This window comes from Pseudarthrobacter ribosi (genome assembly GCF_055412865.1).
The window spans coordinates 13,127-37,317 of sequence record NZ_JBVAYZ010000021.1 but is presented as its reverse complement, the minus strand read 5'-3'; the positions used below and the strand labels follow the sequence as shown (position 1 = coordinate 37,317).

The window sequence follows — 24,191 nt, the reverse complement described above, 5'->3', positions numbered from 1 at the left end:
GCCGCACTTGACGTTTAAGTCACGTTTTTTGTTGGGTCACGGTTTGGCAACAGAGTTCCACCATCTGGACAGTCTGGGGTTAGGCTACTCGTATATGTAGGCCACGTCACAGGGATATCCCTGTGCCTGCCTGCGGGGAAGCATAAGTTTTTCCCTCACGAACTCCCACAACTCATAGGAGGCGGAATGCGTTTTTCGCGCACTTCCAAAGCACTGGGCATGGTGGCTATCGCCGCTCTCGCCCTGACCGGATGCGGCGCCGGAGGCGGCACCTCAAGCGGTGCCAGCCAGGCTGCCGGCGACCCCAACAAGGTCATCACTGCTTACAGCAACGAACCCCAGAACCCGCTGATGCCCGCCAACACCGGCGAGGTCTATGGCGGCCGCGTCGTCGAACTCCTCTTCGAAGGCCTGACCAGCTACGACCCCAGTGGCAAGTCGGTCAACGCCCTGGCCGAGTCCATCGAATCACCGGACGGCCAGAACTACACGATCAAGGTCAAGAAGGGCGCCAAGTTCACCAACGGCGAGGAAGTCACCGCCAAGAGCTTCGTTGATGCCTGGAATTTTGCCGCGCTGAGCACCAACGCGCAGGGCAACAGCAGCTTCTTTGAATCCGTCGAAGGCTACGACGCCGTCAGCGCCACCGCGAAGCAGATGGGAGCGGATGGCAAGGAAACCGAGGTTCCCGCACCCACCGCCCAGACCCTCTCCGGCCTCGTCCTGACGGATGATTCCACCATTACGGTCAAGCTGTCGCAGCCGGAAGCCGACTGGCCGCTGCGCCTGGGCTACTCGGCGTTCATGCCGCTGCCCGCCGACGCCATCAAGGATCCGAAGGCGTACGGCGAAAACCCGGTCGGCAACGGCCCGTACAAGATGGAGAAGGAAGGCGCCTGGCAGCACGACAGCCAGATCGCCCTGGTCAAGAACCCTGACTACAAGGGCGCCCGCGAAGCCAAAAACGGCGGCGTGACCTTCAAGTTCTACACCGATCCGGCCCCGGCCTACACGGACATCCAGGCCAACAACCTGGACGTCACGGACGTTCTGCCGACGAATGCCCTGAAGACCTACACCATGGACTTCCCGGAGAATAACCTGAACAAGCCGTACGCCGGCAACTCCACCCTGAACATCCCGGGCTACCTGCCCGAGTTCCAGGGCGAAGCGGGCCAGCTGCGCCGCCAGGCTCTCTCGATGGCGATCAACCGCGACGAGATCACCAAGGTCATCTTCTCCGGCACCCGCATCCCGGCCAAGGACTTCACCTCCCCGGCCGTTGACGGCTACAACGATAACGTTGCCGGCTCCGAGGTCCTGAAGTTCGATGCCACCAAGGCGAAGGACCTCTGGACCAAGGCTGACGCCATCAGCCCGTGGCCCGCAGACAAGACCCTGCAGCTCGCGTACAACACCGACGGCGGCAACAAGGAATGGATCGACGCCGTTGCCAACAACTTCAAGAACAACCTGGGAATCAAGGCCGAAGGCCAGCCGTTCGCCAAGTTCGCTGAAATCCTGAAGCTGCGCACCGCCAAGGAGCTGCCGGGCCTGACCCGCGCCGGCTGGCAGGCCGACTACCCGTCGCTGTACAACTTCCTGGGCCCGCTCCTGAAGACCGGATCCAGCGCCAACTACGAGGGCTACTCGAACCCTGAGTTCGACAAGCTCCTCAACGAAGGCCTGGGCGCCCAGTCCACGGACGACGCCAACAAGAAGTTCACCGAGGCGCAGGAGATCCTGTTCAAGGACCTCCCCAACCTGCCGCTGTGGTACTCCGCACGCCAGGCTGTCTGGAGCCAGAATGTCAGCAACGTTGACTCCGGCTGGAACGGCGTTCTGCAGTACTGGGCCATCACGGCCAAGTAGTTCATGAGTTCTGCGGAACTCGTTCACACATCACTAAAGCTTGGGGGTCCGGCCTGGCCGGGCCCCCACATGCCTGAAACCGGCAGGAAGCTGTCCCATGATTCCCCTTGGTTCCACCATCTCACCGGAGGCGCAGCTGTGATCCAGTTCATCCTCCGGCGCCTGCTGCAGGTCATTCCGGTCTTCCTCGGAACCACCCTGCTCGTCTACTTCATGGTCTTTGCCCTTCCGGGCGACCCCATCCGCGCGCTCTTCGGCGACCGCCCGCCGAGCGAGGCGGTCATCGCCCAGCTGCGCCAGCAGTACAACCTGGACGAACCGTTCTGGGTCCAGTACGGACTGTTCCTGAAAAACCTCTTCACCTTCAACCTTGGCGTCGACTTCACCGGCCAGCCGATTGCCGACACCCTGGCGCGCGTCTTCCCGGTCACGGCGATGCTCGCCATCGAGGCCCTCATCATCCAGGGCGTGTTCGGCATCGCCTTCGGCCTCGTCGCCGGACTGCGCAAGGGCGGCATCTTCGACAGCTCCGTTCTCGTGCTGTCACTCGTCGTGATCGCCATCCCGACCTTCGTGCTCGGCTTCGCGCTGCAACTGCTGGTCGGGGTCCAACTGGGGTGGGCCAAACCCACGGTCGGCTCGAATGTCACCTGGGGAAGCCTGATCCTCCCCGCGGTGGTGCTTGGCATGGTGTCCTTCGCCTACGTGCTCCGCCTGACGCGCGCGTCCGTCATCGAAAACATGAACGCCGACTACGTCCGCACTGCCACCGCCAAGGGCCTGTCACGCCGCCAGGTCGTGACCACCCACGTCCTGCGCAACTCGCTGATCCCTGTGATCACGTACCTCGGCGCGAGCCTGGGTGGCCTGATGGGCGGCGCAATCGTGACCGAAGCCATCTTCAATGTCCCCGGCGTCGGCCAGAAGCTTTACCAGGCCATTCTCCGAAGTGAAGGCCCCACCGTGGTCGCCATTGTGAGCGTCCTGGTGCTGGTCTTCGTTCTCGCCAACCTGTTGGTCGATCTGCTGTACGCCTGGCTTGACCCGAGGATCCGCTATGAAAACTAATCGAACATTCGAGCACTTTGTTGCCCCGGTCGAGGAAACCCCCCTGCTGGCAACGGATGCCGTCAAGGTCGACGAGGCCCCGCTGAGCCTCTGGGCAGATGCCTGGCGCAAGCTCCGCCGTCGTCCGCTCTTCATCATTTCCGCGGTCATGATCGCGCTGATCATCGTGGTGGCCATCTTCCCGGGGCTCTTCACCCAGGTTGCCCCGGACAACGGCTGCGAGCTGGCGAACTCCAACGGGGCTCCCACGGAAGGGCACCCGCTGGGCTTCACGTTCCAGGGCTGCGACATCTACTCGCGGATCATCCACGGCACCCAGGCATCGCTCATGGTGGGTGTGTTCTCCGTGATTTCCGTGCTGATCATCGGCGTCACCTTCGGCGCCCTGGCCGGCTTCTTCGGCGGCTGGGTGGATACGTTCTTCGCCCGCCTCGGCGACATCTTCTTCGCCCTGCCCATCGTCCTCGGCGCCCTGGTCCTCACCCAGCTCCCGCTGATGCGGGAGAACCGGGGAGTCTGGACCGTGGTCCTGGTCCTCGTGGTGCTTGGCTGGCCGCAAATGGCCCGCATCACCCGCGGTGCCGTCATCGAGGTCCGCAACGCCGACTTCGTGACCGCGGCCCGGTCGCTCGGTGTCTCCCGCCTCGGATCCCTGGTCAGCCATGTGCTCCCGAACGCGCTGGCGCCGATCATCGTGCTCGCAACCATGGAACTCGGCGTCTTCATCGTCGCCGAAGCCACGCTCTCGTTCCTCGGAATCGGCATGCCCGGCTCCGTGATGTCCTGGGGCAATGACATCTCCGCCGCGCAGGCGTCGATCCGCACCAACCCGGCCGTTTTGCTGTACCCGGCAACGGCCCTGTCCATCACCGTATTGAGCTTCATCATGCTGGGCGATGCCCTGCGTGATGCGCTTGACCCGAAGAGCCGTCAGCGATGAAGGAGGCAAGCATGACAATGTCCGACGTCACGATTCACGAGGCCGGAACCCGGGCCGACCGGCCACTGCTGGAAATCCGCGACCTCGCGATCTCCTTCAAGACCGGCAGCGGCGAGGTCCAGGCCGTGCGCAACGCCCACCTGACCATCATGCCCGGCGAGACAGTTGCCATTGTGGGCGAGTCCGGATCCGGGAAGTCGACGACGGCGCTGGCCGCGATCGGCCTGCTACCCGGCAACGGCCGTGTCGCCGGCGGGCAGATCCTGCTCGACGGCGAAGACATCTCCAACGCTTCCGAGAAGCGCATGATCGAACTGCGCGGCAACGTCATCGGCATGGTCCCGCAGGACCCGATGTCCAACCTGAACCCGGTCTGGAAGATCGGCGACCAGGTCAGGGAGACGCTGAAGGCCAACGGCCGCCCCAGCGGCCCGGACGACGTCGCCAAGGTCCTGGCCCAGGCCGGACTGCCGGACGCCGCCCGGCGGGCCAAGCAGTACCCGCACGAGTTCTCCGGCGGCATGCGCCAGCGCGCACTGATCGCCATCGGCCTGTCCTGCCAGCCGCGCCTGCTCATCGCCGATGAGCCGACGTCGGCCCTGGATGTCACGGTGCAGCGCCAGATCCTGGACCACCTCGAGAAGATGACCTCGGAACTGGGCACCTCCGTGCTGCTCATCACCCACGATCTGGGCCTGGCCGCCGAGCGTGCCGACAAGGTCGTGGTCATGTACCGCGGCAACGTCGTCGAGGCCGGCCCGTCCCTGGAGCTGCTGCAGAACCCGCAGCACCCCTACACCCAGCGGCTGGTGGCCTCGGCGCCGTCGCTGGCATCACGGCGCATCCAGGTGGCAAAGCAGCTCGGTGTCGCGACGGACGAGCTGCTGAACCCGGCCGGGGCCGTTGCCGTGGAACCGGCGATGACGGAAGACGTGCTGCAGATCCAGAACCTGAGCAAGGTGTTCAAGCTGCGCTCGGGGTTCGGCAAGTCGACCGACTTCACCGCCGTCGACGACGTCTCCTTCAGCGTCAAGCGCGGAACCACGACGGCGATCGTGGGCGAATCGGGTTCCGGCAAGTCCACCGTCGCGCAGATGGTGCTGAACCTGCTTGAGCCGACCTCCGGCAAGATCATCTTCGACGGCGTGGACACCTCCGCGTTGAACAGCAAGGAGATCTTCGCTTTCCGCCGCCGGGTGCAGCCGATCTTCCAGGACCCCTACGGTTCCCTCGATCCGATGTACAACATCTACCGGACCATCGAGGAGCCGCTGCGGGTCCACAAGATCGGGGACAAGGTGAGCCGCGAGAAGAAGGTCCGCGAGCTGCTCGATCAGGTGTCGCTGCCGCAGTCCACCATGCAGCGGTACCCGAACGAACTCTCCGGCGGCCAGCGCCAGCGCGTCGCGATCGCACGTGCCCTGGCGCTGGATCCGGAGGTGATCATTTGTGACGAGGCCGTGTCCGCCCTGGACGTCCTGGTGCAGGCGCAGGTGCTGAACCTGCTCGCGGAACTGCAGTCCCGGCTGGGCCTGACGTACCTGTTCATTACCCACGACCTCGCGGTGGTGCGGCAGATTGCCGACCACGTGTGCGTTATGGAGAAGGGCAAACTGGTGGAGACGGGCTCGACCGACGACGTCTTCGACGCGCCGCGGCAGGACTACACCAAGGCGCTGCTCCATGCCATCCCCGGCGCTCGCCTGATGCTGCCTCCGGAAGTTGCTTGAGCTGTGTGCACGCGGCTGAACGTACGCAGCTGACCTGACACTGGAGCCGGTGTCCGCCCCCTGGGGGTGGACGCCGGCTCCTGTTGTACCGACCCTGCCCGGGTGTCCGCCGGGGGAGGACCTGCGGCCCTACTCGAAGGGGGCGCCAATCCATATCATGGCGCCATGGAACTACTACACGAACCGGGCGCCGAAGAACCGGCGTTGTCTGCCACGACGGTTTTCGCCAGTCTCGCAGAGTTGCGGGACGCCCCAGGGTATGGCCCGAGGGCAATCTCCGACCGACTCATCAACTCGCTGGGCGCCGATGCTGCCGCACCCCTGCTGGGCGTCAGTGTGGAAATGTTGGATCGCTGGGCGTCCGGCCAGGATGCGCCGGACACGGACGGCCGCCTCCAGCTTGCGGACCTGGATGCCCTTGTCGGCCACCTTCACAGCGCTTTTACGCCGGCCCAGGCAATCTTTTGGATGTGCAGCCCCAACGTGCAGCTGGGCGCCCGGCCCATCGACGTCTACCGGACGCAGGGATCGGCGCCGGTGATAGGAGCCATCCGGGACCAGGTGCAGGGTGCTTTCGGCTGACTGGATTCCTCGCGATTCCTCGCGATTCCTCGCGCGGGCCGCTCTCAGCGGTTTGCCGCGGGCTCCGCCGGCCCGGGGTCCGCGGCGCGGAACCCGAAATCGCCCAGCTGCCGGGCCAGCAGCACGGCCAGGGCGGCGTGCCCCTCAGGACCCATGTGCACGCCATCGGCCATCAGCCCGGTGAGGTTGTGGCGCGTCAGCCAGTCCCCGACGCCGACAAACGGAATCGAATGGCTGGCCGCCACCGTGCCCAGCAGCGCGTCAACCTCGGTGCGGCGGCCGCCGCCGTCGGCAGCCCCGCGGGCGAGGGTCCCCACCATCGCCAGCCGGGCCTCGGGATAACGCTGCCGGACGCTGGCGATCAGCCGCTCGGCGTTGGCTGAGATCTGCTCGTCGGTGGCGCCGCGGGAGGCGTCGTTTCCGCCGCCTGCAATGACAACAAGGGGCGGCGATCCGTAGGGCAGCAGCCAGTCGCCCCGCTGCAGGGCATCAATGTAGTTGCCGGTCGCGCCGTTGGACGTGACAAATCCCGTGCCGCCCCGGCCGCAGAAGTGGACCCTGTAGCCCAGACTGGCCAATGCCGCCCGGGGCCAGGAAAGCATGGGTTCGGCCTGGGAATCGCCGATCAGCACGGCGGTCCGGGCGATGTCCTCCACGACCACCTCATTGCGGCCATTGGCGGGATTGCGGTAAATGCTGCCCGCCGGCAGGGTTCCCGGCGTCGCCTGCGTCAGTTTCCGGTTGCCGTTCGCGCCCGCGGCCAGCGGCTCCCCGGGAGCCCCGGCAGCTGCGGGGACCCGCTGGGCAGAGAGGCCGCCGACCGGCGCGGCGCCGGAGTCGGCGGTGCGGGTGGGGGGTGTCTGTCCGCAGCCGGCAACAAGGATGCCTACGGCGATCATCGGTGCGGCCAAGCGGGACAGAGCCGAGGCGTTGCGCATTGATGTCTCCGTGCTGGCTGCTGCTGTCAGAGCAATGATGGGGCATAGGGGCCGGAATATCCAGTGATTTTAGTCACACCCGGCGCGCCGATCTCGCGCCCTGACTACCCGGCCGGGATGCCGGGAATGAGGGATTTTAGGCCAATAAATGCCTTAGCGTTTAGAATGGATGAAGGTGCCCTGTGCCAAAGGGGCGTATCCGTCGTGCGTTCCGGTTGGAAATGTCGCGATACAACAGCTGACTTCACCACTGAATCGAGCAATAACGCATGTCTGAAACCACCACCAACACCGCGGTAGCCACTGCATCGCGCAGTGACCTGCGCAACGTCGCGATCGTGGCCCACGTTGACCACGGCAAGACCACCCTGGTCGACGCCATGCTCAAGCAGACCAACTCCTTTGCCGCCCACAACCACCTCGAAGACCGGGTCATGGACTCCGGTGACCTCGAACGTGAAAAGGGCATCACCATCCTGGCCAAGAACACCACGGTGGCCTACAACGGACCGTCCTCCAAGGGCGAGACCATCACCATCAACGTCATCGACACCCCCGGCCACGCCGACTTCGGTGGCGAGGTCGAGCGCGGCCTGTCCATGGTCGACGGCGTTGTCCTCCTCGTTGACGCCTCTGAGGGCCCGCTGCCCCAGACCCGCTTCGTCCTCCGCAAGGCCCTCGCCGCGCACCTGCCGGTGATCCTCCTGGTCAACAAGACCGACCGTCCTGACGCGCGGATCGACGAAGTCGTGCACGAGTCCATGGACCTGCTCCTGGGCTTGGCCTCCGACCTCGCCGACGAAGTTCCGGACCTCGACCTGGACAAGATCCTCAACGTCCCCGTCGTCTACGCCGCCGCCAAGGTCGGCCGCGCGTCCCTCGAGCAGCCCGCCGACGGCTCCGCCCCGGAGAACGAGGACCTCGAGCCGCTGTTCCAGGCCATTATCGAGCACATCCCGGCCCCGACCTACAACCCGAACGGCGTCCTGCAGGCGCACGTCACCAACCTGGACGCCTCCCCGTTCCTCGGCCGCCTGGCGCTGCTGCGTATCTACAACGGCACCCTGCGGAAGGGCCAGACCGTTGCCTGGGCGCGCGCCAACGGTGAACTGAAGAACGTCAAGATCACCGAATTGCTGGCCACCAAGGCGCTGGACCGCGTCCCGACCGAGTCCGCCGGCCCCGGCGAGATCGTCGCCGTCGCCGGCATCGAGGAAATCACCATCGGTGAGACCCTGACCGACGTCGACAACCCGCAGCCGCTGCCGCTGATCACCGTTGACGACCCGGCCATCTCCATGACCATCGGTATCAACACCTCGCCGCTGGCCGGCCGGGTCAAGGGTGCCAAGGTCACGGCCCGCCAGGTCAAGGACCGCCTGGACAAGGAACTGATCGGTAACGTCTCCATCAAGGTGCTCCCGACCGAGCGCCCGGACGCCTGGGAAGTCCAGGGACGTGGCGAGCTCGCGCTGGCCATCCTGGTCGAGCAGATGCGCCGCGAAGGCTTCGAGCTGACCGTCGGCAAGCCGCAGGTTGTTACCAGGATCGTCGACGGCAAGGTCCACGAGCCGATGGAGCACATGACCATCGACGTGCCGGAAGAGTACCTCGGCGCCGTCACGCAGCTCATGGCTGCCCGCAAGGGCCGGATGACCAACATGGCGAACCACGGCACTGGCTGGTGCCGCATGGAGTTCATCGTTCCGGCCCGTGGCCTGATCGGTTTCCGCACCAAGTTCCTCACGGACACGCGCGGCGCCGGCATCGCAGCGTCCATCTCCGAGGGCTACGAGCCCTGGGCCGGCCCGATCGAATACCGCACCAACGGTTCGATGATCGCTGACCGCGCCGGTGTTGTGACGCCGTTCGCCATGATCAACCTGCAGGAACGCGGATCCTTCTTCGTGCGCCCCACCTCCGAGGTCTACGAGGGCCAGATCGTCGGCGAGAACTCCCGCGCCGACGACATGGACGTCAACATCACGAAGGAAAAGAAGCTCACCAACATGCGTGCCGCTTCCTCCGACACCTTCGAGAACCTGACGCCCCCGCGCGACCTGACCCTCGAAGAGTCGCTCGAATTCGCCCGCGAGGACGAGTGCGTCGAGGTCACCCCGGAATCCATCCGAATCCGGAAGCTCATCCTGGACGTCAACCAGCGCGCCAAGTCCAACCGCGCCCGCGCGAAGGTCTAGGTACCGCGTTCTGCGCTGAACCAACGGATCGTTAGTGAATAAGAGAGCTGCCGGCACGGCAGGCGGTATTGCCGCCGCCGTGCCGGCAGCTCTTTTTGCTGCCCTCGCCGGCACGGTGCTGCACGGGCAGGACACCCTGGTCGCGGGCGTCGAGGTGCCGTGGGGTGCCGCCGCCGCGCTGGTGCTGCTGGGTTCCGTTGAGCTGTGGCTCGGTGCCCGGTTCCGTTCCGCGGTCCCGACGGCGGTCTGCGGCGCGCTCTGCTACGCGCTGGCCGGCTGGTGGTCCACCCTGGAGAACGGAAAGCGGCTGATCGTCGGCGACCTGGCCGGGAACCTCTGGATCTACGGCATCGCCGTCGTCACCATCGGCATGCTGGCCTGGTGCCGGCGCTACCGGCCGGCCACGGCATAGGCACCGCCGCCCCGCATCACAGCCCCGGGGGACATGTCCCTTTTTCGTGGCCAAGAGTGGGCATAACGGCATTATGTCCATCGGCTGCACGCGGCGCGGGACATGTCCCTCCTTCGCTCCGCCCGCGGCCGGGGTCATGTCCATTCCCCGCACACTGCCCGCGGACATGCCCGGCGCTGACCGGGACGTGGACCAGCGCGGACGCGGAACATGTCCCCACCCGGCCCGGTCCGCTGCGCATGCCCTTCTGCACATAGCGGGTCCCGGCCCTGTTCCGGCCCGGGGATCCGGCGCCACGATGTCCGCATGGCAAATATCACGGAAATCCTTTCAAATTACGACGGCGTCGCCCGCGCCAAACACCTCGCTGCCGCGGGGGTCTCTGACTTCCAGCTCAGGGCGGCCCTGGCCCGGGGCGCCGTCTCCCGGGTGGCCCGCGGCGTGTACGCCGTCCCGGGAGCTGATGTCCGGCTCATCGCAATCCGGTCGTTACCGGCCGAACCCGCCTGCGCCACGGCGGCGCAATTCCAGGGCCTCTGGGTGCTCGAACCGCCCGGGCAACCCCACATTGCGATCACCCACAGCCGCCCCTATCCAGGCTTCATTTGCCACCGTTCCGCCGCGCCGCCCACCCTGCTGGACAGCGTTGTTCAAAGCCTGCGATGCCTCCCGGAACTCGACGGTCTCGTCATTGCCGAATCCGCCGTCGTTGTCAAAGGCTTAAGTCTCTCGGAGCTGCGGCAGCGGCTGGCCGGGCGCAACGACGCGAGGGAGCGCCGGCTGGTGGACAGGATCGTCCCGCAATCGCAGTCCATCATGGAGTGCATCGCCCGGTACTGGCTCCGAAGGGCAGGGTTCCATGTGGAGTCCCAGGTCAACATCCCCGGCATGGGCCACCTTGACCTCATGGTCGACGGCCGGCTCGGCATTGAGACCGACGGGGCGGCCTTCCACATGGACCGGACCAGCTTCGAGGAGGACCGGCGCCGCTGGAACGTCACAACCCGGCTCGGCATCCCGACGCTTGTGGTCAGCTACCCGCTACTCCTGAACCGGCCCGATGAATTCATCGCAATGGTCCGCGACGCGCTCAACAGCATCTCCGCGGCGGCCTAACGCTGGACATGTCCTCCGGGGTCGCGGTTCACATACACGCACCAGTCCAGCGCTCACAGCCACGGCTGGACATGTCCAGCGTGCGCCGACCGGACCGCGGGGACATGTCCAGCGGGTGCAGGCGCGAATGGACATAGTGGCTATATGTCCATTGGCCGACGCCAGGGGAGGGCATGTCCAGTGGGCGGGGGAGGGGCAGGAGCGGGGCGGGGTGGTCAGTGCTGCTGGCGCGGGGCGCGGCGGGGCGGCGAGGGCGGGACCTGCTTCGCGGCCACCACCAGCGGCAGCGGGATCACGACGTCGGAGCGCCGGGTGCGGATGGTGCAGCCGTCCTCGGTGCGCGCCACCAGCTCGCCCAGGGCGTCCGTCAGCCCGCCCTCAATCCGGTACCTGACCACCACCCGGGTGCTGGGCTCGGCGGCGGCCAGGAACTCTTGGGGCGACGGCTTCGAGGAACTCACCCGTTCATACTAGGTCGGTTGGATTCCAGAGTGCGGACACGTGTGACGCCCGGCTAGGTTCGCGGGAACCGGCTGGGAGATAATAGGCTCAGAAGACAGCAGCCCGGCGCTCAGGCCGGGGGCAGTGATCCGGCCAGTCGCCGGAACCAACGTGGAGAGGCCAGGGACGTGACGTACGTAATCGCGCAGCCGTGTGTAGATGTCAAGGACAAGGCATGTATTGAAGAGTGCCCCGTCGATTGCATTTACGAGGGTGAGCGTTCCCTGTACATCCACCCCGACGAGTGCGTGGACTGCGGGGCCTGCGAGCCGGTCTGCCCTGTCGAGGCCATCTACTACGAGGATGACACGCCCGAGGAATGGGCCGATTACTACAAGGCCAACGTGGAGTTCTTCGACGATCTGGGGTCCCCGGGCGGGGCCGCGAAGGTCGGGAACACCCACACCGACCACCCGATGATCGCCGCCCTGCCGCCGCAGAACCAAGAGAGCTAAGGCGGGGCGTCGGTGACTTCTGCGCTGCGCAGCTTCGGCCTCAGCCTGCCCGACTACCCGTGGGAAGCCCTGGCGCCGTATCTGGCCCGCGCCGCCGAGCACCCCTGGGGACTCGCGAACCTCTCCATCGGCACCCCGGTGGACGCCACCCCAGCGGTCGTGCAGGAGGCCCTGCGCGCGGCGGCCAACGCTCCCGGCTACCCGACGGTCCACGGCACGGCCGGGCTTCGGGAAGCCATCGCGGCGTGGTTTGCGCGCCGCCGCGGCGTCCCCGGGCTCGATCCCCAGGACATCATGCCCACCGTGGGTTCCAAGGAACTCGTGGCCTGGCTCCCGTTCCTGCTCGGCCTCAAACCGGGCGACGTCGTCGTCCGCCCGACGGTCGCCTACCCCACCTACGACATCGGCGCCACGTTCGCCGGCGCCGAGCACATCGCCGCGGACGACCTGGACGAGCTCGACGCCGCCACCCGTGCCCGGGTGCGCCTGGTCTGGATCAACTCCCCGGCGAACCCCACCGGCAGCGTGCGTGACGCCGAATCGCTGCGCCGAATCGTCCGGCAGGCCCGCGAACTCGGTGCCGTCGTGGCCTCGGACGAATGCTACGCCGAACTGGGCTGGGGCGAATGGGACCCCCAGCGCGGCGGCTCCTCGGTGCCCAGCGTCCTGGACCCGCAGGTCGCGGAGGGCTCACATGAGGGCCTCCTGGCCGTGTACTCGCTGAGCAAACAGTCCAACCTGGCCGGCTACCGCGCCGCCTTCGTCGCCGGTGACCCCGCCATCGTGGCGAACCTGGTCAACAGCCGCAAACACGCGGGCATGATCGTTCCCTACCCCGTCCAGGAAGCCATGCGGGTTGCCCTTGGCGACGATGCCCACGTCCAGGCGCAGAAGGACCTGTACCGCGGACGCCGGGAACGGATCGTCCCGGCGCTGGAGCGGTTCGGACTGACCATCCACGAATCCCGGGCCGGACTCTACCTCTGGGCCACCGCGGGCGAGGACACCTGGGACACGGTTGGCCGGCTCGCGGACCGCGGGATCGTCGTTGGCCCGGGAGTGTTCTACGGCGAAGCCGGCAACGGATTTGTCCGCGTCGCGCTGACGGCAAGCGACGAGCGGATCGACGCCGCCGCCTCCCGGCTGGCCGCAGGCGCGTAACAATGCTGTGACACGTGCCACAACTGGTGCGTTTTGGGTAGTTCCGAATGGCCTTGGATTAGTGCCACCCGGAAACTGACGGTAGTTTTTAACTGACTATCAATGGTGGCTTTCCACAAGAAGGCAGCGCAGCTGTTGGAATCCGTGGCTAAAACTGGGTTCCGTGGGCGGCTTCACCACAAGTTGGACCAGCTTTCTACAGAGGCCCCGACGCCTCATGAGGAGACTCCATGACTGACACCACCAGCGCAACCCTGCGCCATGCCGGCGGCGAGCTTGTACTCCCGCGCATCCAGGTTGTAGAAGGAAACGAAGGCTACGACGTTTCCAAGCTGCTGAAGCAGACCGGTGCCGTTGCCTTTGACCCCGGCTTTATGAACACCGCAGCAACTACCTCCGCCATCACCTACATCGACGGCGACGCCGGTGTCCTGCGGTACCGCGGGTACCCGATCGAGCAGCTGGCGCAGCACTCCAGCTTCCTGGAAGTTTCCTACCTGCTGATCTACGGCAACCTGCCGAGCGCCACGGAGCTGGAAGCTTTCGACCAGCGGATCCGCCACCACACCCTGCTGCACGAAGAGCTCAAGGGCTTCTTCAGCGGCTTCCCGCGCGACGCCCACCCCATGCCGGTGCTGTCCTCGGCCGTGTCCGCGCTGTCCACGTTCTACCAGGACTCGCTGGATCCGTTCAACGCCGAGCAGGTGGAAGTTTCCACTTACCGGCTGCTGGCCAAGATGCCGGTCATCGCCGCGTACGCCCTGAAGAAGAGCATCGGCCAGCCCATGCTCTACCCGGACAATTCCCACAACCTCGTGGAGAACTTCCTGCGCCTCAGCTTTGGCCTCCCGGCCGAGCAGTATGAGGTGGACCCGGTCGTCGCCAAGGCACTGGACCTGCTCCTCATCCTGCACGCCGACCACGAGCAGAACTGTTCGACCTCCACGGTCCGGCTGGTTGGCTCCTCCAACGCGAACCTCTTCGCCTCCGTGTCCGCCGGCATCAACGCCCTCTTCGGCCCCGCCCACGGCGGCGCCAACGAGGCCGTGCTGAAGATGCTGCGTCAGATCCAGGCCGACGGCACCAAGCCCGAGGACTACATGGAAAAGGTCAAGAACAAGGAGGACGGCGTCCGTCTCATGGGCTTCGGACACCGCGTCTACAAGAATTACGACCCGCGCGCCAAGATCGTCAAGGCCACGGCCCACGAAATCCTCACGAAGCTCGGCGGCAACGACGAACTCCTGGAGATCGCCCTGCGCCTCGAAGAGAAGGCCCTGAATGATGACTACTTCATCCAGCGCAAGCTCTACCCGAACGTGGACTTCTACACCGGCCTGATCTACAAGGCCATGGGCTTCCCGGAGAAGATGTTCACCGTGCTCTTCGCGATCGGCCGCCTTCCGGGCTGGATCGCGCAGTGGCGCGAGATGATCGAAGACCCCAACACCAAGATCGGCCGCCCGCGGCAGCTCTACATCGGTGAGCCGGAGCGCAACTACCCTTCCGTGTAGTCCCTGGTAAACAAAAGCAGCAACAAAAAGTACGACGCCGGCCGCTCACCTCACGGGGTGGGCGGCCGGCGTCGTTGGCGCTTGGGTCCCGCGGCCGGTCGCGCGGCCGGCGCCCATTGCGCGGCCCGGGGGACTGCCGACGGTGTGGCCCGCTGCCGTTCGGGCACATCCGTGCTAAAAAAGACGAATGCCCAAATTTGTCGACGCCGCTTTGCGGCGCCAAGAAGTGGTCGAAGCGGTCTTCCGGATCGTCGCAGCAGACGGACTCGAAAGGGCTTCGCTCCGCGAAGTCGCGGACGAGGCGGAACTGGCGGTCGGATCGGTCCGGCACTACTTCGCCAGCAGCGATGAGCTGCTGGCCCACTCCTTCGGGGTCGTCGTGGACCGGATCGTCCTCCGGCTGACGGTTGCCGATGAACGCCTTGCGGAGGCGCACCCCGGCACCCCGGAGCACCACGAGGGTGTATTAACCCTGCTGGGTGAGTTTCTTCCCCTGGATGAGGAGCGCGCCGTCGACGCCTGCGTGTGGATGGCGTTCAAGGCCGCGGCCAGGACCAAACCGTTCCTCGCCCCGGAAGCAGACCGGAGCCACCGTGCCGTGGCCGCGATCGTCGGGCGGCTCGTGATGGAACTGTCCACCGGAGCCGGGCCCGGCGCGGCCGGAGCCGACATGTCCGGCGACGACGGAGACGGGGCCGATGCAGCGATGGCGCAGCAGCGCCTGGTCACCGAGGCGGAGCGGCTGTTGGCCACCCTGGACGGGCTCACATTGCACGCCCTGCTGCAGCCCGAATGGATGACCGCGCAGATGTGCAGCGACGTATTGGAGTCCCACCTCAACGGACTGGGCAGCTACGCTGGCAGGCATTAACGTGCGTTAACTTGGGGAATACACTGGAAACGTACGTCTTGCCAAGGAGGCAATTGGATGCACCACACAGGCGGGCCGGGCTGGCGGATCACCATGGACACTTCGGGTCCCATGCTCATTGCACTGTATGTTCGCGACGCCGCCGGCCTGGACAGCGCGGGGCACCCGGCACTCTGCCACGCGGCACCGAAGATCCGGCCCGCGGACCACACGCACCTCATTGCGGAGGTGGGCGGAGTCAGTGCGCTCAAGACGGAGTGGGAAGCCTGGTGGGAGCAGCTCCTCAAGGCGCATCCCGAGATGTCGCCTGAACTGGGTCCGCCCGGCTTCCGTGCGTTCAGTAATTCCCCGGCCCTTCGGCGTGTGCTGCAGGCGCATTTCGGTGCGGCGCTGTCCTGGGCCCGGGAACGCCGCGGTGAGTACCTGGCCGTGGAGGCGGAGCGTGAAGCCGCCGGCGGGGTGCAACTGCTGCAGGACATGGTGGACGACCGGCTGCTGGAGGTGGGCCGTGCCGCCAATGATTTCAACTTGACGATCATCGAGCTGCCGCTGGCCGAGCCGCGGGCCTGGTACCTGGAGCCGGACAAGATTATTATGAGCTCGGATCTGCTGTCCCAGCCGGAACTGTTCCGCAGCTATGTGCGGCCGGTAGTGGACCTGCTGGTCTGAGTCCGCCAGGACCCACCCGGGGACGTGCCGCTACTGCGTCGGCGTCCCGGCGACGGTGACCCTGACCTGTCCCGCCGGGACCTCTGAGGCCTGCCAGCCGTTGCGGTCCTGCCGCGTCCAGCTGCGCCCGTCCGTCTGGACTTCGGTGATGGAGAGGGCCTTGGCGTTGGCCACCGCCCACTGCGCCACAGCCCACGCCCGGTCTCCCTCGGCCTCCAGCACAAGGGTGCCGCCCTCCGTGGACGCCGGGACCGCGCCAAAGTCGGAGGTGAGGCGTTCCAGCACGGCCGCCGGGTCGCCGGCCTCGTCGGGGGCGCGCAGCGTGCAGTCGAGGGCCGCGGCGGTCTGTCCGGTCAGCGACGAAGCGAAGGCGCGGGCCATCGCCTCGTGCTGGGCGTAGGCGTCCGGGTAGGCGGAGCGCTGGACCCGCTGTGCGGCGTCGGTGATTTCCAGCGTCTGGTAGCCCGGGACCTTCACCAGGGCATCGTAGAAGGCGTTGCTCGCGTGGTACGGGTCCATCACCTGTTCCGTGGTCCCCCAGCCCTGCGAGGGCCGCTGCTGGAAGAGCCCGCGGGAGTCAGGGCCGGCCTGGTCCCCGTGGCCGATATTCCGGATCTTGGACTCCTGCATGGCCGTGGCCAGCGCGATGCTGGCGGCACGGGCCGGGAGTCCGCGGCGGACGGCGACGGCCGTGATAAGTCCGGCATTGGCCGCCTGGTCGGTGGCAAGCTGCGAGGTGCCGCCGCCCGCCGCCGTGCAGCGTTCGGTGATGAGGACTTCCGAGCGTTGCACGAACGCCACCGCGGTGTACACCCCGCCCGCCACCATGACCAGGGTCAGCAGCAGCACAACCCAACGGCGCAAGCTGCCTCTGCGTGCCACGAAACTACTCCTCAGGCCCGTCCGGGGCCGGTTCATGCTGCTAAAACGGTTGGCTTTCCGCACCCAACCTTAGTTGGCGTGCAGGGCCTCGTTGAGTTCGACGGTCTGGCCCTTGCGCGGGAGGACCTCCACCTCGCCGGTGGAGGAGTTGCGGCGGAAGAGCAGGTTCGGGACGCCGGAGAGCTCCACGGCCTTGACGATCTGGCTGGTGTCCTCGCCGTCGGCGTCTTTGGCCCCGACCACACGGACGCGGGTTCCGGCCGTGACGTAGAGGCCGGCCTCGACGACGGAGTCGTCGCCGATGCTGATGCCCACGCCGGAGTTGGCGCCCAGCAGGACACGCTCGCCCAGGGCGATCTTTTCCTTGCCGCCGCCGGACAGGGTCCCCATGATCGAGGCGCCGCCGCCGACGTCGGACCCGTCACCGGCGACCACCCCGGCGGAGATGCGCCCTTCCACCATTGACGTGCCCAGGGTGCCGGCGTTGAAGTTGACGAAGCCCTCGTGCATGACCGTGGTGCCCTCGGCCAGGTGCGCGCCGAGGCGGACCCGGTCGGCGTCGGCGATCCGCACGCCGGAGGGGATGACGTAGTCGACCATGCGCGGGAACTTGTCCACACCGTAGACGGTGACGGCGCCGCGTTTGCGCAGCCGGGCGCGGGTCAGTTCGAAACCCTCGACGGCGGCGGGCCCGAAGTTGGTCCACACCACGTTGGGGAGCTTGCCGAAGATGCCGTCCAGGTTGATGCTGTTCGGCTGAACCAGGCGGTGCGAGAGCAGGTGCAGGCGCAGGTAGGCGTCGGCGGTGTCGGCCGGGGCCTCGTCGAGGTTAATTTGGACGAACACGACCTTCTGCTCGGTGCCGCGGTCGGCGTCGGCGCCGGTCGCGGCGATGTCGAGCAGCGACTGGTCCGCGTTCGCGACGTCGCGGAGGCTCTCCGTTGCGCTGCCGAGCGCCGGTGCCGGGAACCAGACGTCGAGCACGGTGGCGTCACCATTGCCGGTGGCGATCGTGGCGACGCCGTAACCATAGGCGGAGCGGGCGTCTGCGGGCACAGCGGAAGAAGCGGTTTCAGTCATGCCCCCAAGTCTATAGACGGCGCCCGCCGTCCCTGAAACCCGTGACAGCCCACCGGGGGTGTACAGCGGATAAAGTGGGGAGGTGACTGCACCGGACCTGAACTCGCGCCCGAACTCCCGCCCCCACGCCGCCGCCCGGTTGGACCTCCGCCAGGATGTGGCGCTGCTGACCGCCAGGCTCATCGACATCTACAGCGTCTCCGGTGCGGAGCAGGAACTGGCCGACGCCGTGGAGCATGCCCTCCGCTCCATCCCGCAGCTGGAGCTGGTCCGCGACGGCGACTCGATCATTGCCCGCACCAACCTCGGCCGCGCCGAACGGGTCATCCTCGCCGGGCACCTGGACACGGTGCCCCTGCCGACCACGGAGGGATCCCTCGGGACCGTCCCGTCCTACTGGCCCTCGGGGTCGCCCGGCGAGGGCATCCTCTACGGCCGCGGTACCACCGACATGAAAGGCGGTGTCGCGGTCCAGCTGGCGCTGGCCGCGGGGCTGTTCGACGGCGGCGCGGAGCCGGAGAAGGACGTCACCTTCGTGTTCTACGACCACGAGGAAGTTGAAGCCGTCAAGAGCGGGCTCGGCCGGCTGGTGCGGAACCACGGCCACCTGCTGGGCGGGGACTTCGCCATCCTGCTCGAACCCACGCACGGGACCGTGGAGGGCGGGTGCAACGGGACCATCCGCTTCGAAGCGACCACGCTCGGCGAAGCCGCGCATTCCGCCCGGGCCTGGATGGGCAGCAACGCGATCCACGCCGCCGCGCCGATCCTGGCCCGGCTCGCGGCCTACGAGCCCCGGACCATCACCGTGGACGGCCTGGACTACCGGGAAAGCCTCAACGCCGTGAAGGTCAACGGCGGGACCGCCGGCAACGTCATCCCGGACCGGTGCGTCGTGGAAATCAACTACCGCTTCGCCCCGGACAAAACCCCGGACGAGGCGGAGCAGCATGTCCGGGACCTGCTGGAGGGATTCGACGTCGTCCGCACCGACAGCGCCGCCGGCGCCCGGCCGGGACTCAACCACCCCGCCGCGGCGTCCTTTGTCGCCGCTGTCGGGGCCGCGCCCAAGCCCAAATACGGCTGGACCGACGTCGCGCGCTTCAGCGAACTGGGCATCCCGGCGGTGAACTTCGGACCCGGCGACCCGCTGCTGGCGCACAAGGACAACGAACACGTCGAGGCCGACGCGGTCCGCGAATGCCTGCGGGTCCTGCGGAGCTGGCTCACGGCCTGACACAGGCAATACAACTGACAGCACAAAAGGTCCGGAACCCCTCGCGGGATTCCGGACCTTTTGGCGTGCGGTGCAGCCTTGATGGGGGCGCAGGATGCGCCGCCGGGAACCTACTTGACCGGGATCCCTGCGACCGGAACGTGCACGACGCCGCCGGCAGCCTTCTTGGAACCGCGCTTCTCGATCCAGATCGCGAGCCGGGAGACGGAGAAGTTGATGGCGATGTAGATTGCCGCCGCCACGAAGAACACCGGGAACAGGTAGTCCGGGCCGAGGAAGTCGGCCATGATCTGCACTTTGCGCAGCAGTTCCTCGTAGGACACGATGTAGCCCAGCGAGGTGTCCTTCAGCAGCACCACGAGCTGCGCCACGAGGGACGGCAGCATGCGCCGGATCGCCTGGGGCAGTTCGATGCTGCGCCGGGAGGCGAAGCTGGTGAGGCCGATCGCGAGGCCGGCTTCACGCTGGCCCTTCGGCAGGGACTGGATACCGGCGCGGATAATCTCCGCGAAGATCGCCGAGTTGTACAGCACCAGGCCGGCGACGACGGCGGTGAAGGAACCGGTCGCGAACACCAGCAGCACGAAGAACATCATCAGGACCACGGGCATGCCGCGCAGGAATTCCAGCACGATCCGGGTGGGAATGCGGATCCAGGCGACGTCGGAGATGCGCATGAGACACAGCACGAGCCCCAGCGGGAAGGCGATGACCGCGGCGACCGCCGCGGCGGTGAGGGTGGCCACGATGCCGTTGCCGATCAGCACCCAGACCTCGGGAATCTGGAAGACGGCCCAGCGTTCGGGTTCGAAAATTCCCTGCTGGGCGAGGATGGAGATGGCCCACCAGAGCAGCCCGGCAATCGCGACGACGCCGATGATAGAGCCGATCAGGGAGACACGGCGGGCCTTGGGGCCGGGGACGTCGTAAAGGACGGAAGTCATCGGGCGATCGCCACCTTTCGTTCAACCAGGTTGGCGAGGTAGCCAAGCGGGACGGTTATCAGCAGGTAGAAGAACGCAACGCCGACGAGGACCCACAGCACGGCGTCGCCGTTGGCGTTGGCGAGCTGACGGCCGGTGCCAAAAAGCTCCAGGACGTAGAAGGCGCCGGCCACCGAGGAGTTCTTTACCAGGGCGATGAGGATGTTGATCATGGGCGGGATCACCGTGCGCAGGGCCTGCGGCAGGATGATCAGGGTGAGGACCTGGCTGAATTTCATGCCGATGCTGCGGGCGGCTTCGGCCTGGCCCACCGGGACGCTGTTGACACCGGAACGCACCGCTTCGGCGATGAAAGCCGAGGTGTAGGCGCTCAGGGCGATGATGGCGGCAACCTCGAACTGCTGGAACGTCACCCCAAGCCGGGGAAGGACCACGGCGGCGAAGAAGAACGCGATGGTCAGCGGGGTGTTCCGGACGATCTCCACATACGTCATGCTGAAGCCGCGCAGTGCGGTGATGGGCGAGACACGGGCTGCTGCGAGCAGGGTGCCGAAAATCAATGCGAAGATCCCCGAGACCACGGACAGGAAGAGGGTTCTGAGAAAACCGTCCACATAAGCGGGAAGGTTATCAATGATGACGTCCATAGGTTCCTTAGGCTGCCTTGAGGTAAGTGGAGCGGGAGACGGGAATGGCGGTTACCGGAGCCGCGTCGGGCGCGTGCACCGGCAACCGCCACGCCGGGCTAGTAGCGGTCGATCGTGGGAAGGGCGGGAGCGGTCTTGATGACCGTTCCGGCGGTGTCTTCCCAGGCCTTCTTGTAGGAACCGTCCTTGTCGAAGGCTTCCAGCTGGTCGTTGATCCACATGCGGAAGGCGGTGTCGTCCTTCTTCAGGCCGATACCGTAGGGCTCCTTGGTGAAGGTCTCGTCCGAGGCCAGCTTGAAGGCGTCCGGCTCCTTGGCCACGAAACCGGCCAGGATGACGTTGTCGGTGGTGATCGCTTCAACCTGCTTGTTGCGCAGCGGCTCGAGGCAAGCGGAATACGTGGCAGCCGGGACGAGGACCGCTCCATACTTCTCGACGATCGTGGCGGCCGGAGTGGAGCCGGTCACTGAGCAGACGTTCTTGCCCTTGACGTCTTCGGGCTTGGTGATGGACGTGTTGTCCTTGTTGACCATCAGCGCCTGGCCGGCCTCGTAGTACGGGCCGGCGAAGTCAACTTCGGTCTTGCGCTTGTCGTTGATCGTGTAGGTGGCGACGATGAGGTCGACCTTGCCCTGCTTGATGAACTGCTCGCGGTTGGCGGAGACCGTCTCGACCCACTCGATCTTGTCGGCGGCGATGCCCAGCTTGGCGGCGATCAGCTTGCCCATCTCGACGTCGAACCCGATGGGCTTGCCGTCGAGGCCCTTCTGGCCGAACAGCGGCTGGTCGAACTTGGTGCCGATGATGATCTTGTCGGCGGATGACAGCTTGGCCATGGTTGAATCGGCAGCGAAGCTCGGCTTCTCGGCCACGGGCGGGTTGGAAGAGGAGGTGCTGCCGCCGCAGGCGCTCAGGCTGAGGGCCAGAGCTGCGGACGCGGCAACCAGAAGGGATTTCCTTCGGGTCAAAAATGCCATCATGACTTACCTTTCATTGGAAGGCCGCCTTGCGGCGGCCAGGGTGCGAACTCGGAGGGAACTCAGTGGGTCAGAAGTTTGGAGAGGAAGTCCTTGGCGCGGCTGCTCTTGGGATTGGTGAAGAACTCTTCCGGGGTGTCGTCCTCGACGATCTGGCCGCCGTCCATGAACACCACGCGGTGCGCGGCCTTGCGGGCGAAGCCCATTTCGTGGGTGACCACAATCATGGTCATGCCCTCCTTGGCCAGCTGGATCATGACGTCGAGGACTTCGTTGATCATTTCCGGGTCCAGGGCGGAGGTCGGCTCATCGAAAAGCATGACCTTCGGCTTCATGGCCAGGGCGCGGGCGATCGCGACGCGCTGCTGCTGGCCGCCGGAGAGCTGGGCCGGAAGCTTGGGCGCCTGGTGCCCGACGCCGACGCGCTCCAGCAGGGCCATGGCGTCCTTGTCGGCCTCGGTCTTCGAGAGGCCCTTGACCTTGATCGGGCCGAGTGTGACGTTCTCAAGAATCGTCTTGTGGGCAAAGAGGTTGAAAGACTGGAAGACCATCCCGACGTCGGCGCGCAGCTTGGCGAGTTCCTTGCCCTCGGCGGGCAGCACCTTTCCATCGATCTTGATCACGCCGTCGTCGATGGTCTCGAGGCGGTTGATGGCACGGCAAAGCGTTGACTTGCCGGAACCCGATGGTCCGATGACGACTACAACCTCGCCCTTGCGGACATTCAGGTTGATGTCCTTCAGGACGTGCAACTCGCCGTAGTGCTTATTGACGGCATTCAGGGAGACGAGGGCATCGCCGGGCACTTGAGTAGTCATAAGAAGAATCTAGCGAACATCCGCCGAATATGACCGCAATCACTCCCACTTCCTACAGATCGTGATTCAAGAGATACCTGCAGGTCAGCCTGCCACCGGTGTCCTCGGGTAGTGTCCGGGGCCGGCCACGGCCTCCTGCACGGGCGCCGGCATGTCCGGGCCGTGCCGGACTGGCGCGGGCGCGTATCCGCGCTAACCTGTGGGCATGAGTACCGATCCGCAGCAACAAGGACCCCCGGCCACTACCGGCAAAACAGCCGGAAAAGCAGCCGGCAAATCTGTCGGTAAACCAGTCGAAGAGGCAGCCGGACAGGCCGCCGCAAAGACCACCGGCGAAACCCGCGACATTCCGGCCCCGGCCGGGATCCGGCACAAGGGTCCGCTGGAGCTGCGGCGCAAAGCCGCCAAGGTCACGATGTCCGACCGGACCCTGCTGGATACGAAGGGGCCGGGACAGTTCGTCCATACTGACCCGTGGCGTGTCCTCAGGATCCAAAGCGAGTTCGTGGAAGGGTTCGGTGCGCTTGCCGACCTGGGCCCGGCGGTCAGCGTCTTCGGCTCGGCGCGGACCCTGCCCGGCAGCCCGAACTATGAACTCGCCGTCGAGGTGGGGCGCCAGCTCGCCGAAGCCGGGCTGGCAGTGATCACCGGCGGTGGTCCCGGCTCGATGGAGGCAGCCAACAAGGGCGCCGTGCAGGGCAACGGGGTGTCCGTGGGACTCGGCATCGAACTGCCCTTCGAACAGGGGATGAACCAGTGGGTGGACCTGGGCATCAACTTCCGCTACTTCTTCGCCCGCAAAACCATGTTCGTGAAGTACGCCCAGGGGTTCATCGTGCTGCCGGGCGGCCTCGGCACCCTGGACGAACTCTTCGAAGCGATGGTCCTGGTCCAGACCCGGAAGGTCACCTCCTTCCCGATTGTCCTGATCGGAACAGCGTTCTGGAGCCCCATGGTGGAGTGGATCCAGGACACGCTGGTGGCCGAGGGCATGATGTCCGAGGAGGACCTGGACCTGCTGCAGGTCGTCGACGATCCGGCACACGCCGTGGAGCTCGTGGTCGAAGGCGCCGCCCGGCACCGGAACCCCAACGGCACCGGCTCCGCCGCCGGGAACGGCACCGGACCCGCCGGCGGCACGCGGGGCTGACAGGCCACCTGTCGGACCCGCCGGCTTCTGGCACGATGGGGGAGTGAGCTTCTTCCTGATCTTCCTGGCGATTGCGCTCGTCGGCGCCGCTTTCCTCCTCGGCACCGGCCGGGCGCCGAGCTTCTTCCGCGGCCGCCGCGGGTCCGATGCCGGTGAACGCAGGGCCCTGGATGACGGCTTCGACCAGCCGGTCGCCAACCTCCCGCCGGTGCTGCTGCCAGCCGAGGCGGAGCCGGCCGACATCGACCGTCTCCGGTTCGCCATCGGCCTGCGGGGCTACCGGATGGACCAGGTGGACCAGGTGCTGGACGACCTGCGGGACCAGCTCGCCACCAAGGACCGGATAATCGCGGACCTCGGGACCGAACTGGGACGCCGGCGACGGGGACCGGAGAAGGCCCCGTGAGCAGCGACCCGCCAAAGGCGCAC

At 66.4% G+C, this 24,191-nt stretch carries 24 protein-coding genes; 16 read left to right on the top strand and 8 right to left on the bottom strand.

Annotated features, from left to right (window positions below; all coding sequences use genetic code 11):
* Positions 1-186 precede the first annotated feature (186 nt).
* From ACZYZ5_RS17040 to ACZYZ5_RS17020, 5 genes are all read left to right on the top strand, one after another.
* Positions 187-1,872: a peptide ABC transporter substrate-binding protein gene (locus ACZYZ5_RS17040; RefSeq protein WP_463903308.1), complete on the top strand. Its 1,686-nt coding sequence runs from the start codon at positions 187-189 to the stop codon at positions 1,870-1,872.
* A gap of 138 nt (positions 1,873-2,010) precedes the next feature.
* The gene (locus tag ACZYZ5_RS17035) at positions 2,011-2,940 is read left to right on the top strand and encodes an ABC transporter permease (RefSeq protein WP_463903307.1); all 930 of its coding nucleotides are present in this window, start codon (positions 2,011-2,013) and stop codon (positions 2,938-2,940) included.
* Positions 2,930-3,880, top strand: coding sequence for an ABC transporter permease (locus ACZYZ5_RS17030; protein ID WP_463903306.1), 951 nt, complete (start codon positions 2,930-2,932; stop codon positions 3,878-3,880). Before ACZYZ5_RS17035 ends, ACZYZ5_RS17030 begins: the two co-directional genes overlap by 11 nt.
* Before the next feature lie 11 nt (positions 3,881-3,891).
* A complete protein-coding gene (locus ACZYZ5_RS17025; protein WP_463903305.1) occupies positions 3,892-5,610 on the top strand; it encodes an ABC transporter ATP-binding protein in 1,719 nt (572 codons plus the stop codon).
* Between the two features lie 165 nt (positions 5,611-5,775).
* Entirely contained in the window at positions 5,776-6,192 is a 417-nt protein-coding gene (locus tag ACZYZ5_RS17020) for a hypothetical protein (protein WP_463903303.1), read from the top strand.
* 44 nt (positions 6,193-6,236) lie between these two features.
* On the opposite strand, the gene ACZYZ5_RS17015 is transcribed toward ACZYZ5_RS17020, so the two are convergent.
* Positions 6,237-7,130: an SGNH/GDSL hydrolase family protein gene (locus ACZYZ5_RS17015; protein ID WP_463903301.1), complete on the bottom strand. Its 894-nt coding sequence runs from the start codon at positions 7,128-7,130 to the stop codon at positions 6,237-6,239.
* Between the two features lie 269 nt (positions 7,131-7,399).
* Here ACZYZ5_RS17015 and typA point away from each other — a divergent pair, with 269 nt between their 5' ends.
* From typA to ACZYZ5_RS17000, 3 genes are all read left to right on the top strand, one after another.
* Positions 7,400-9,328 (top strand): translational GTPase TypA, encoded by a 1,929-nt coding sequence (gene typA, locus ACZYZ5_RS17010; RefSeq protein WP_463903300.1) that lies wholly within the window; start codon positions 7,400-7,402, stop codon positions 9,326-9,328.
* Positions 9,329-9,362: 34 nt separating this feature from the next.
* A complete protein-coding gene (locus tag ACZYZ5_RS17005; RefSeq protein WP_463903299.1) occupies positions 9,363-9,740 on the top strand; it encodes a hypothetical protein in 378 nt (125 codons plus the stop codon).
* Between the two features lie 306 nt (positions 9,741-10,046).
* Positions 10,047-10,856, top strand: coding sequence for a type IV toxin-antitoxin system AbiEi family antitoxin domain-containing protein (locus ACZYZ5_RS17000; protein WP_463903297.1), 810 nt, complete (start codon positions 10,047-10,049; stop codon positions 10,854-10,856).
* A gap of 215 nt (positions 10,857-11,071) precedes the next feature.
* Here the strand turns inward: ACZYZ5_RS17000 and ACZYZ5_RS16995 are convergent, their stop codons facing one another.
* The gene (locus ACZYZ5_RS16995; RefSeq protein ID WP_463903295.1) at positions 11,072-11,317 is read right to left on the bottom strand and encodes a putative acetyltransferase; all 246 of its coding nucleotides are present in this window, start codon (positions 11,315-11,317) and stop codon (positions 11,072-11,074) included.
* 168 nt (positions 11,318-11,485) lie between these two features.
* Here ACZYZ5_RS16995 and fdxA point away from each other — a divergent pair, with 168 nt between their 5' ends.
* From fdxA to ACZYZ5_RS16970, 5 genes are all read left to right on the top strand, one after another.
* Entirely contained in the window at positions 11,486-11,812 is a 327-nt protein-coding gene (fdxA, locus tag ACZYZ5_RS16990; RefSeq protein ID WP_226762298.1) for a ferredoxin, read from the top strand.
* Positions 11,813-11,824: 12 nt separating this feature from the next.
* Positions 11,825-12,973 (top strand): succinyldiaminopimelate transaminase, encoded by a 1,149-nt coding sequence (gene dapC / locus ACZYZ5_RS16985; protein WP_463903294.1) that lies wholly within the window; start codon positions 11,825-11,827, stop codon positions 12,971-12,973.
* A gap of 230 nt (positions 12,974-13,203) precedes the next feature.
* Positions 13,204-14,487 carry a citrate synthase gene (locus ACZYZ5_RS16980; protein ID WP_463903293.1) on the top strand — a complete coding sequence of 428 codons (1,284 nt, stop codon included), beginning with the start codon at positions 13,204-13,206 and terminating at the stop codon, positions 14,485-14,487.
* Between the two features lie 187 nt (positions 14,488-14,674).
* Positions 14,675-15,358, top strand: a complete 684-nt coding sequence (locus ACZYZ5_RS16975; RefSeq protein WP_463903292.1) for a TetR/AcrR family transcriptional regulator — start codon at positions 14,675-14,677, stop codon at positions 15,356-15,358.
* Between the two features lie 57 nt (positions 15,359-15,415).
* A complete protein-coding gene (locus ACZYZ5_RS16970; protein WP_463903290.1) occupies positions 15,416-16,027 on the top strand; it encodes a hypothetical protein in 612 nt (203 codons plus the stop codon).
* A 30-nt stretch (positions 16,028-16,057) separates the two neighbouring features.
* On the opposite strand, the gene ACZYZ5_RS16965 is transcribed toward ACZYZ5_RS16970, so the two are convergent.
* Positions 16,058-16,909, bottom strand: a complete 852-nt coding sequence (locus ACZYZ5_RS16965; RefSeq protein WP_463903289.1) for a hypothetical protein — start codon at positions 16,907-16,909, stop codon at positions 16,058-16,060.
* Positions 16,910-16,978: 69 nt separating this feature from the next.
* A complete protein-coding gene (gene dapD, locus ACZYZ5_RS16960; protein ID WP_463903288.1) occupies positions 16,979-17,989 on the bottom strand; it encodes a 2,3,4,5-tetrahydropyridine-2,6-dicarboxylate N-succinyltransferase in 1,011 nt (336 codons plus the stop codon).
* A gap of 82 nt (positions 17,990-18,071) precedes the next feature.
* On the opposite strand from dapD, the gene dapE reads away from it, so the two are divergent.
* Positions 18,072-19,226, top strand: a complete 1,155-nt coding sequence (dapE, locus tag ACZYZ5_RS16955; protein ID WP_463903286.1) for a succinyl-diaminopimelate desuccinylase — start codon at positions 18,072-18,074, stop codon at positions 19,224-19,226.
* A gap of 110 nt (positions 19,227-19,336) precedes the next feature.
* Here dapE and ACZYZ5_RS16950 read toward each other — a convergent pair whose 3' ends face one another.
* The 4 genes from ACZYZ5_RS16950 to ACZYZ5_RS16935 all read right to left on the bottom strand — a co-directional run bounded on the left by ACZYZ5_RS16950 (position 19,337) and on the right by ACZYZ5_RS16935 (position 22,612).
* A complete protein-coding gene (locus ACZYZ5_RS16950; protein WP_463903285.1) occupies positions 19,337-20,170 on the bottom strand; it encodes an amino acid ABC transporter permease in 834 nt (277 codons plus the stop codon).
* Positions 20,167-20,817, bottom strand: coding sequence for an amino acid ABC transporter permease (locus ACZYZ5_RS16945; RefSeq protein ID WP_463903284.1), 651 nt, complete (start codon positions 20,815-20,817; stop codon positions 20,167-20,169). Before ACZYZ5_RS16945 ends, ACZYZ5_RS16950 begins: the two co-directional genes overlap by 4 nt.
* A 98-nt stretch (positions 20,818-20,915) precedes the next feature.
* A complete protein-coding gene (locus ACZYZ5_RS16940; RefSeq protein ID WP_463903282.1) occupies positions 20,916-21,797 on the bottom strand; it encodes a glutamate ABC transporter substrate-binding protein in 882 nt (293 codons plus the stop codon).
* A 59-nt stretch (positions 21,798-21,856) separates the two neighbouring features.
* Entirely contained in the window at positions 21,857-22,612 is a 756-nt protein-coding gene (locus ACZYZ5_RS16935) for an amino acid ABC transporter ATP-binding protein (protein WP_463903281.1), read from the bottom strand.
* A gap of 415 nt (positions 22,613-23,027) precedes the next feature.
* Here ACZYZ5_RS16935 and ACZYZ5_RS16930 point away from each other — a divergent pair, with 415 nt between their 5' ends.
* Entirely contained in the window at positions 23,028-23,762 is a 735-nt protein-coding gene (locus tag ACZYZ5_RS16930) for an LOG family protein (protein WP_463903360.1), read from the top strand.
* Positions 23,763-23,805: 43 nt separating this feature from the next.
* Positions 23,806-24,168 carry a DivIVA domain-containing protein gene (locus ACZYZ5_RS16925; RefSeq protein WP_463903279.1) on the top strand — a complete coding sequence of 121 codons (363 nt, stop codon included), beginning with the start codon at positions 23,806-23,808 and terminating at the stop codon, positions 24,166-24,168.
* The last annotated feature ends 23 nt before the right edge of the window (positions 24,169-24,191 follow it).

Bases quoted from the DNA above. Each gene is read 5' to 3' on its own strand.
- ACZYZ5_RS17040 (WP_463903308.1), top strand. From the start codon at position 187: ATGCGTTTTTCGCGCACTTCCAAAGCACTGGGCATGGTGGCTATCGCC.
- ACZYZ5_RS17030 (WP_463903306.1), top strand. From the start codon at position 2,930: ATGAAAACTAATCGAACATTCGAGCACTTTGTTGCCCCGGTCGAGGAA.
- ACZYZ5_RS17025 (WP_463903305.1), top strand. From the start codon at position 3,892: ATGACAATGTCCGACGTCACGATTCACGAGGCCGGAACCCGGGCCGAC.
- ACZYZ5_RS17020 (WP_463903303.1), top strand. From the start codon at position 5,776: ATGGAACTACTACACGAACCGGGCGCCGAAGAACCGGCGTTGTCTGCC.
- ACZYZ5_RS17015 (WP_463903301.1), bottom strand. From the start codon at position 7,130: ATGCGCAACGCCTCGGCTCTGTCCCGCTTGGCCGCACCGATGATCGCC.
- typA (WP_463903300.1), top strand. From the start codon at position 7,400: ATGTCTGAAACCACCACCAACACCGCGGTAGCCACTGCATCGCGCAGT.
- ACZYZ5_RS17000 (WP_463903297.1), top strand. From the start codon at position 10,047: ATGGCAAATATCACGGAAATCCTTTCAAATTACGACGGCGTCGCCCGC.
- ACZYZ5_RS16980 (WP_463903293.1), top strand. From the start codon at position 13,204: ATGACTGACACCACCAGCGCAACCCTGCGCCATGCCGGCGGCGAGCTT.
- ACZYZ5_RS16975 (WP_463903292.1), top strand. From the start codon at position 14,675: ATGCCCAAATTTGTCGACGCCGCTTTGCGGCGCCAAGAAGTGGTCGAA.
- ACZYZ5_RS16970 (WP_463903290.1), top strand. From the start codon at position 15,416: ATGCACCACACAGGCGGGCCGGGCTGGCGGATCACCATGGACACTTCG.
- dapD (WP_463903288.1), bottom strand. From the start codon at position 17,989: ATGACTGAAACCGCTTCTTCCGCTGTGCCCGCAGACGCCCGCTCCGCC.
- ACZYZ5_RS16950 (WP_463903285.1), bottom strand. From the start codon at position 20,170: ATGACTTCCGTCCTTTACGACGTCCCCGGCCCCAAGGCCCGCCGTGTC.
- ACZYZ5_RS16945 (WP_463903284.1), bottom strand. From the start codon at position 20,817: ATGGACGTCATCATTGATAACCTTCCCGCTTATGTGGACGGTTTTCTC.
- ACZYZ5_RS16940 (WP_463903282.1), bottom strand. From the start codon at position 21,797: ATGATGGCATTTTTGACCCGAAGGAAATCCCTTCTGGTTGCCGCGTCC.
- ACZYZ5_RS16935 (WP_463903281.1), bottom strand. From the start codon at position 22,612: ATGACTACTCAAGTGCCCGGCGATGCCCTCGTCTCCCTGAATGCCGTC.
- ACZYZ5_RS16930 (WP_463903360.1), top strand. From the start codon at position 23,028: ATGTCCGACCGGACCCTGCTGGATACGAAGGGGCCGGGACAGTTCGTC.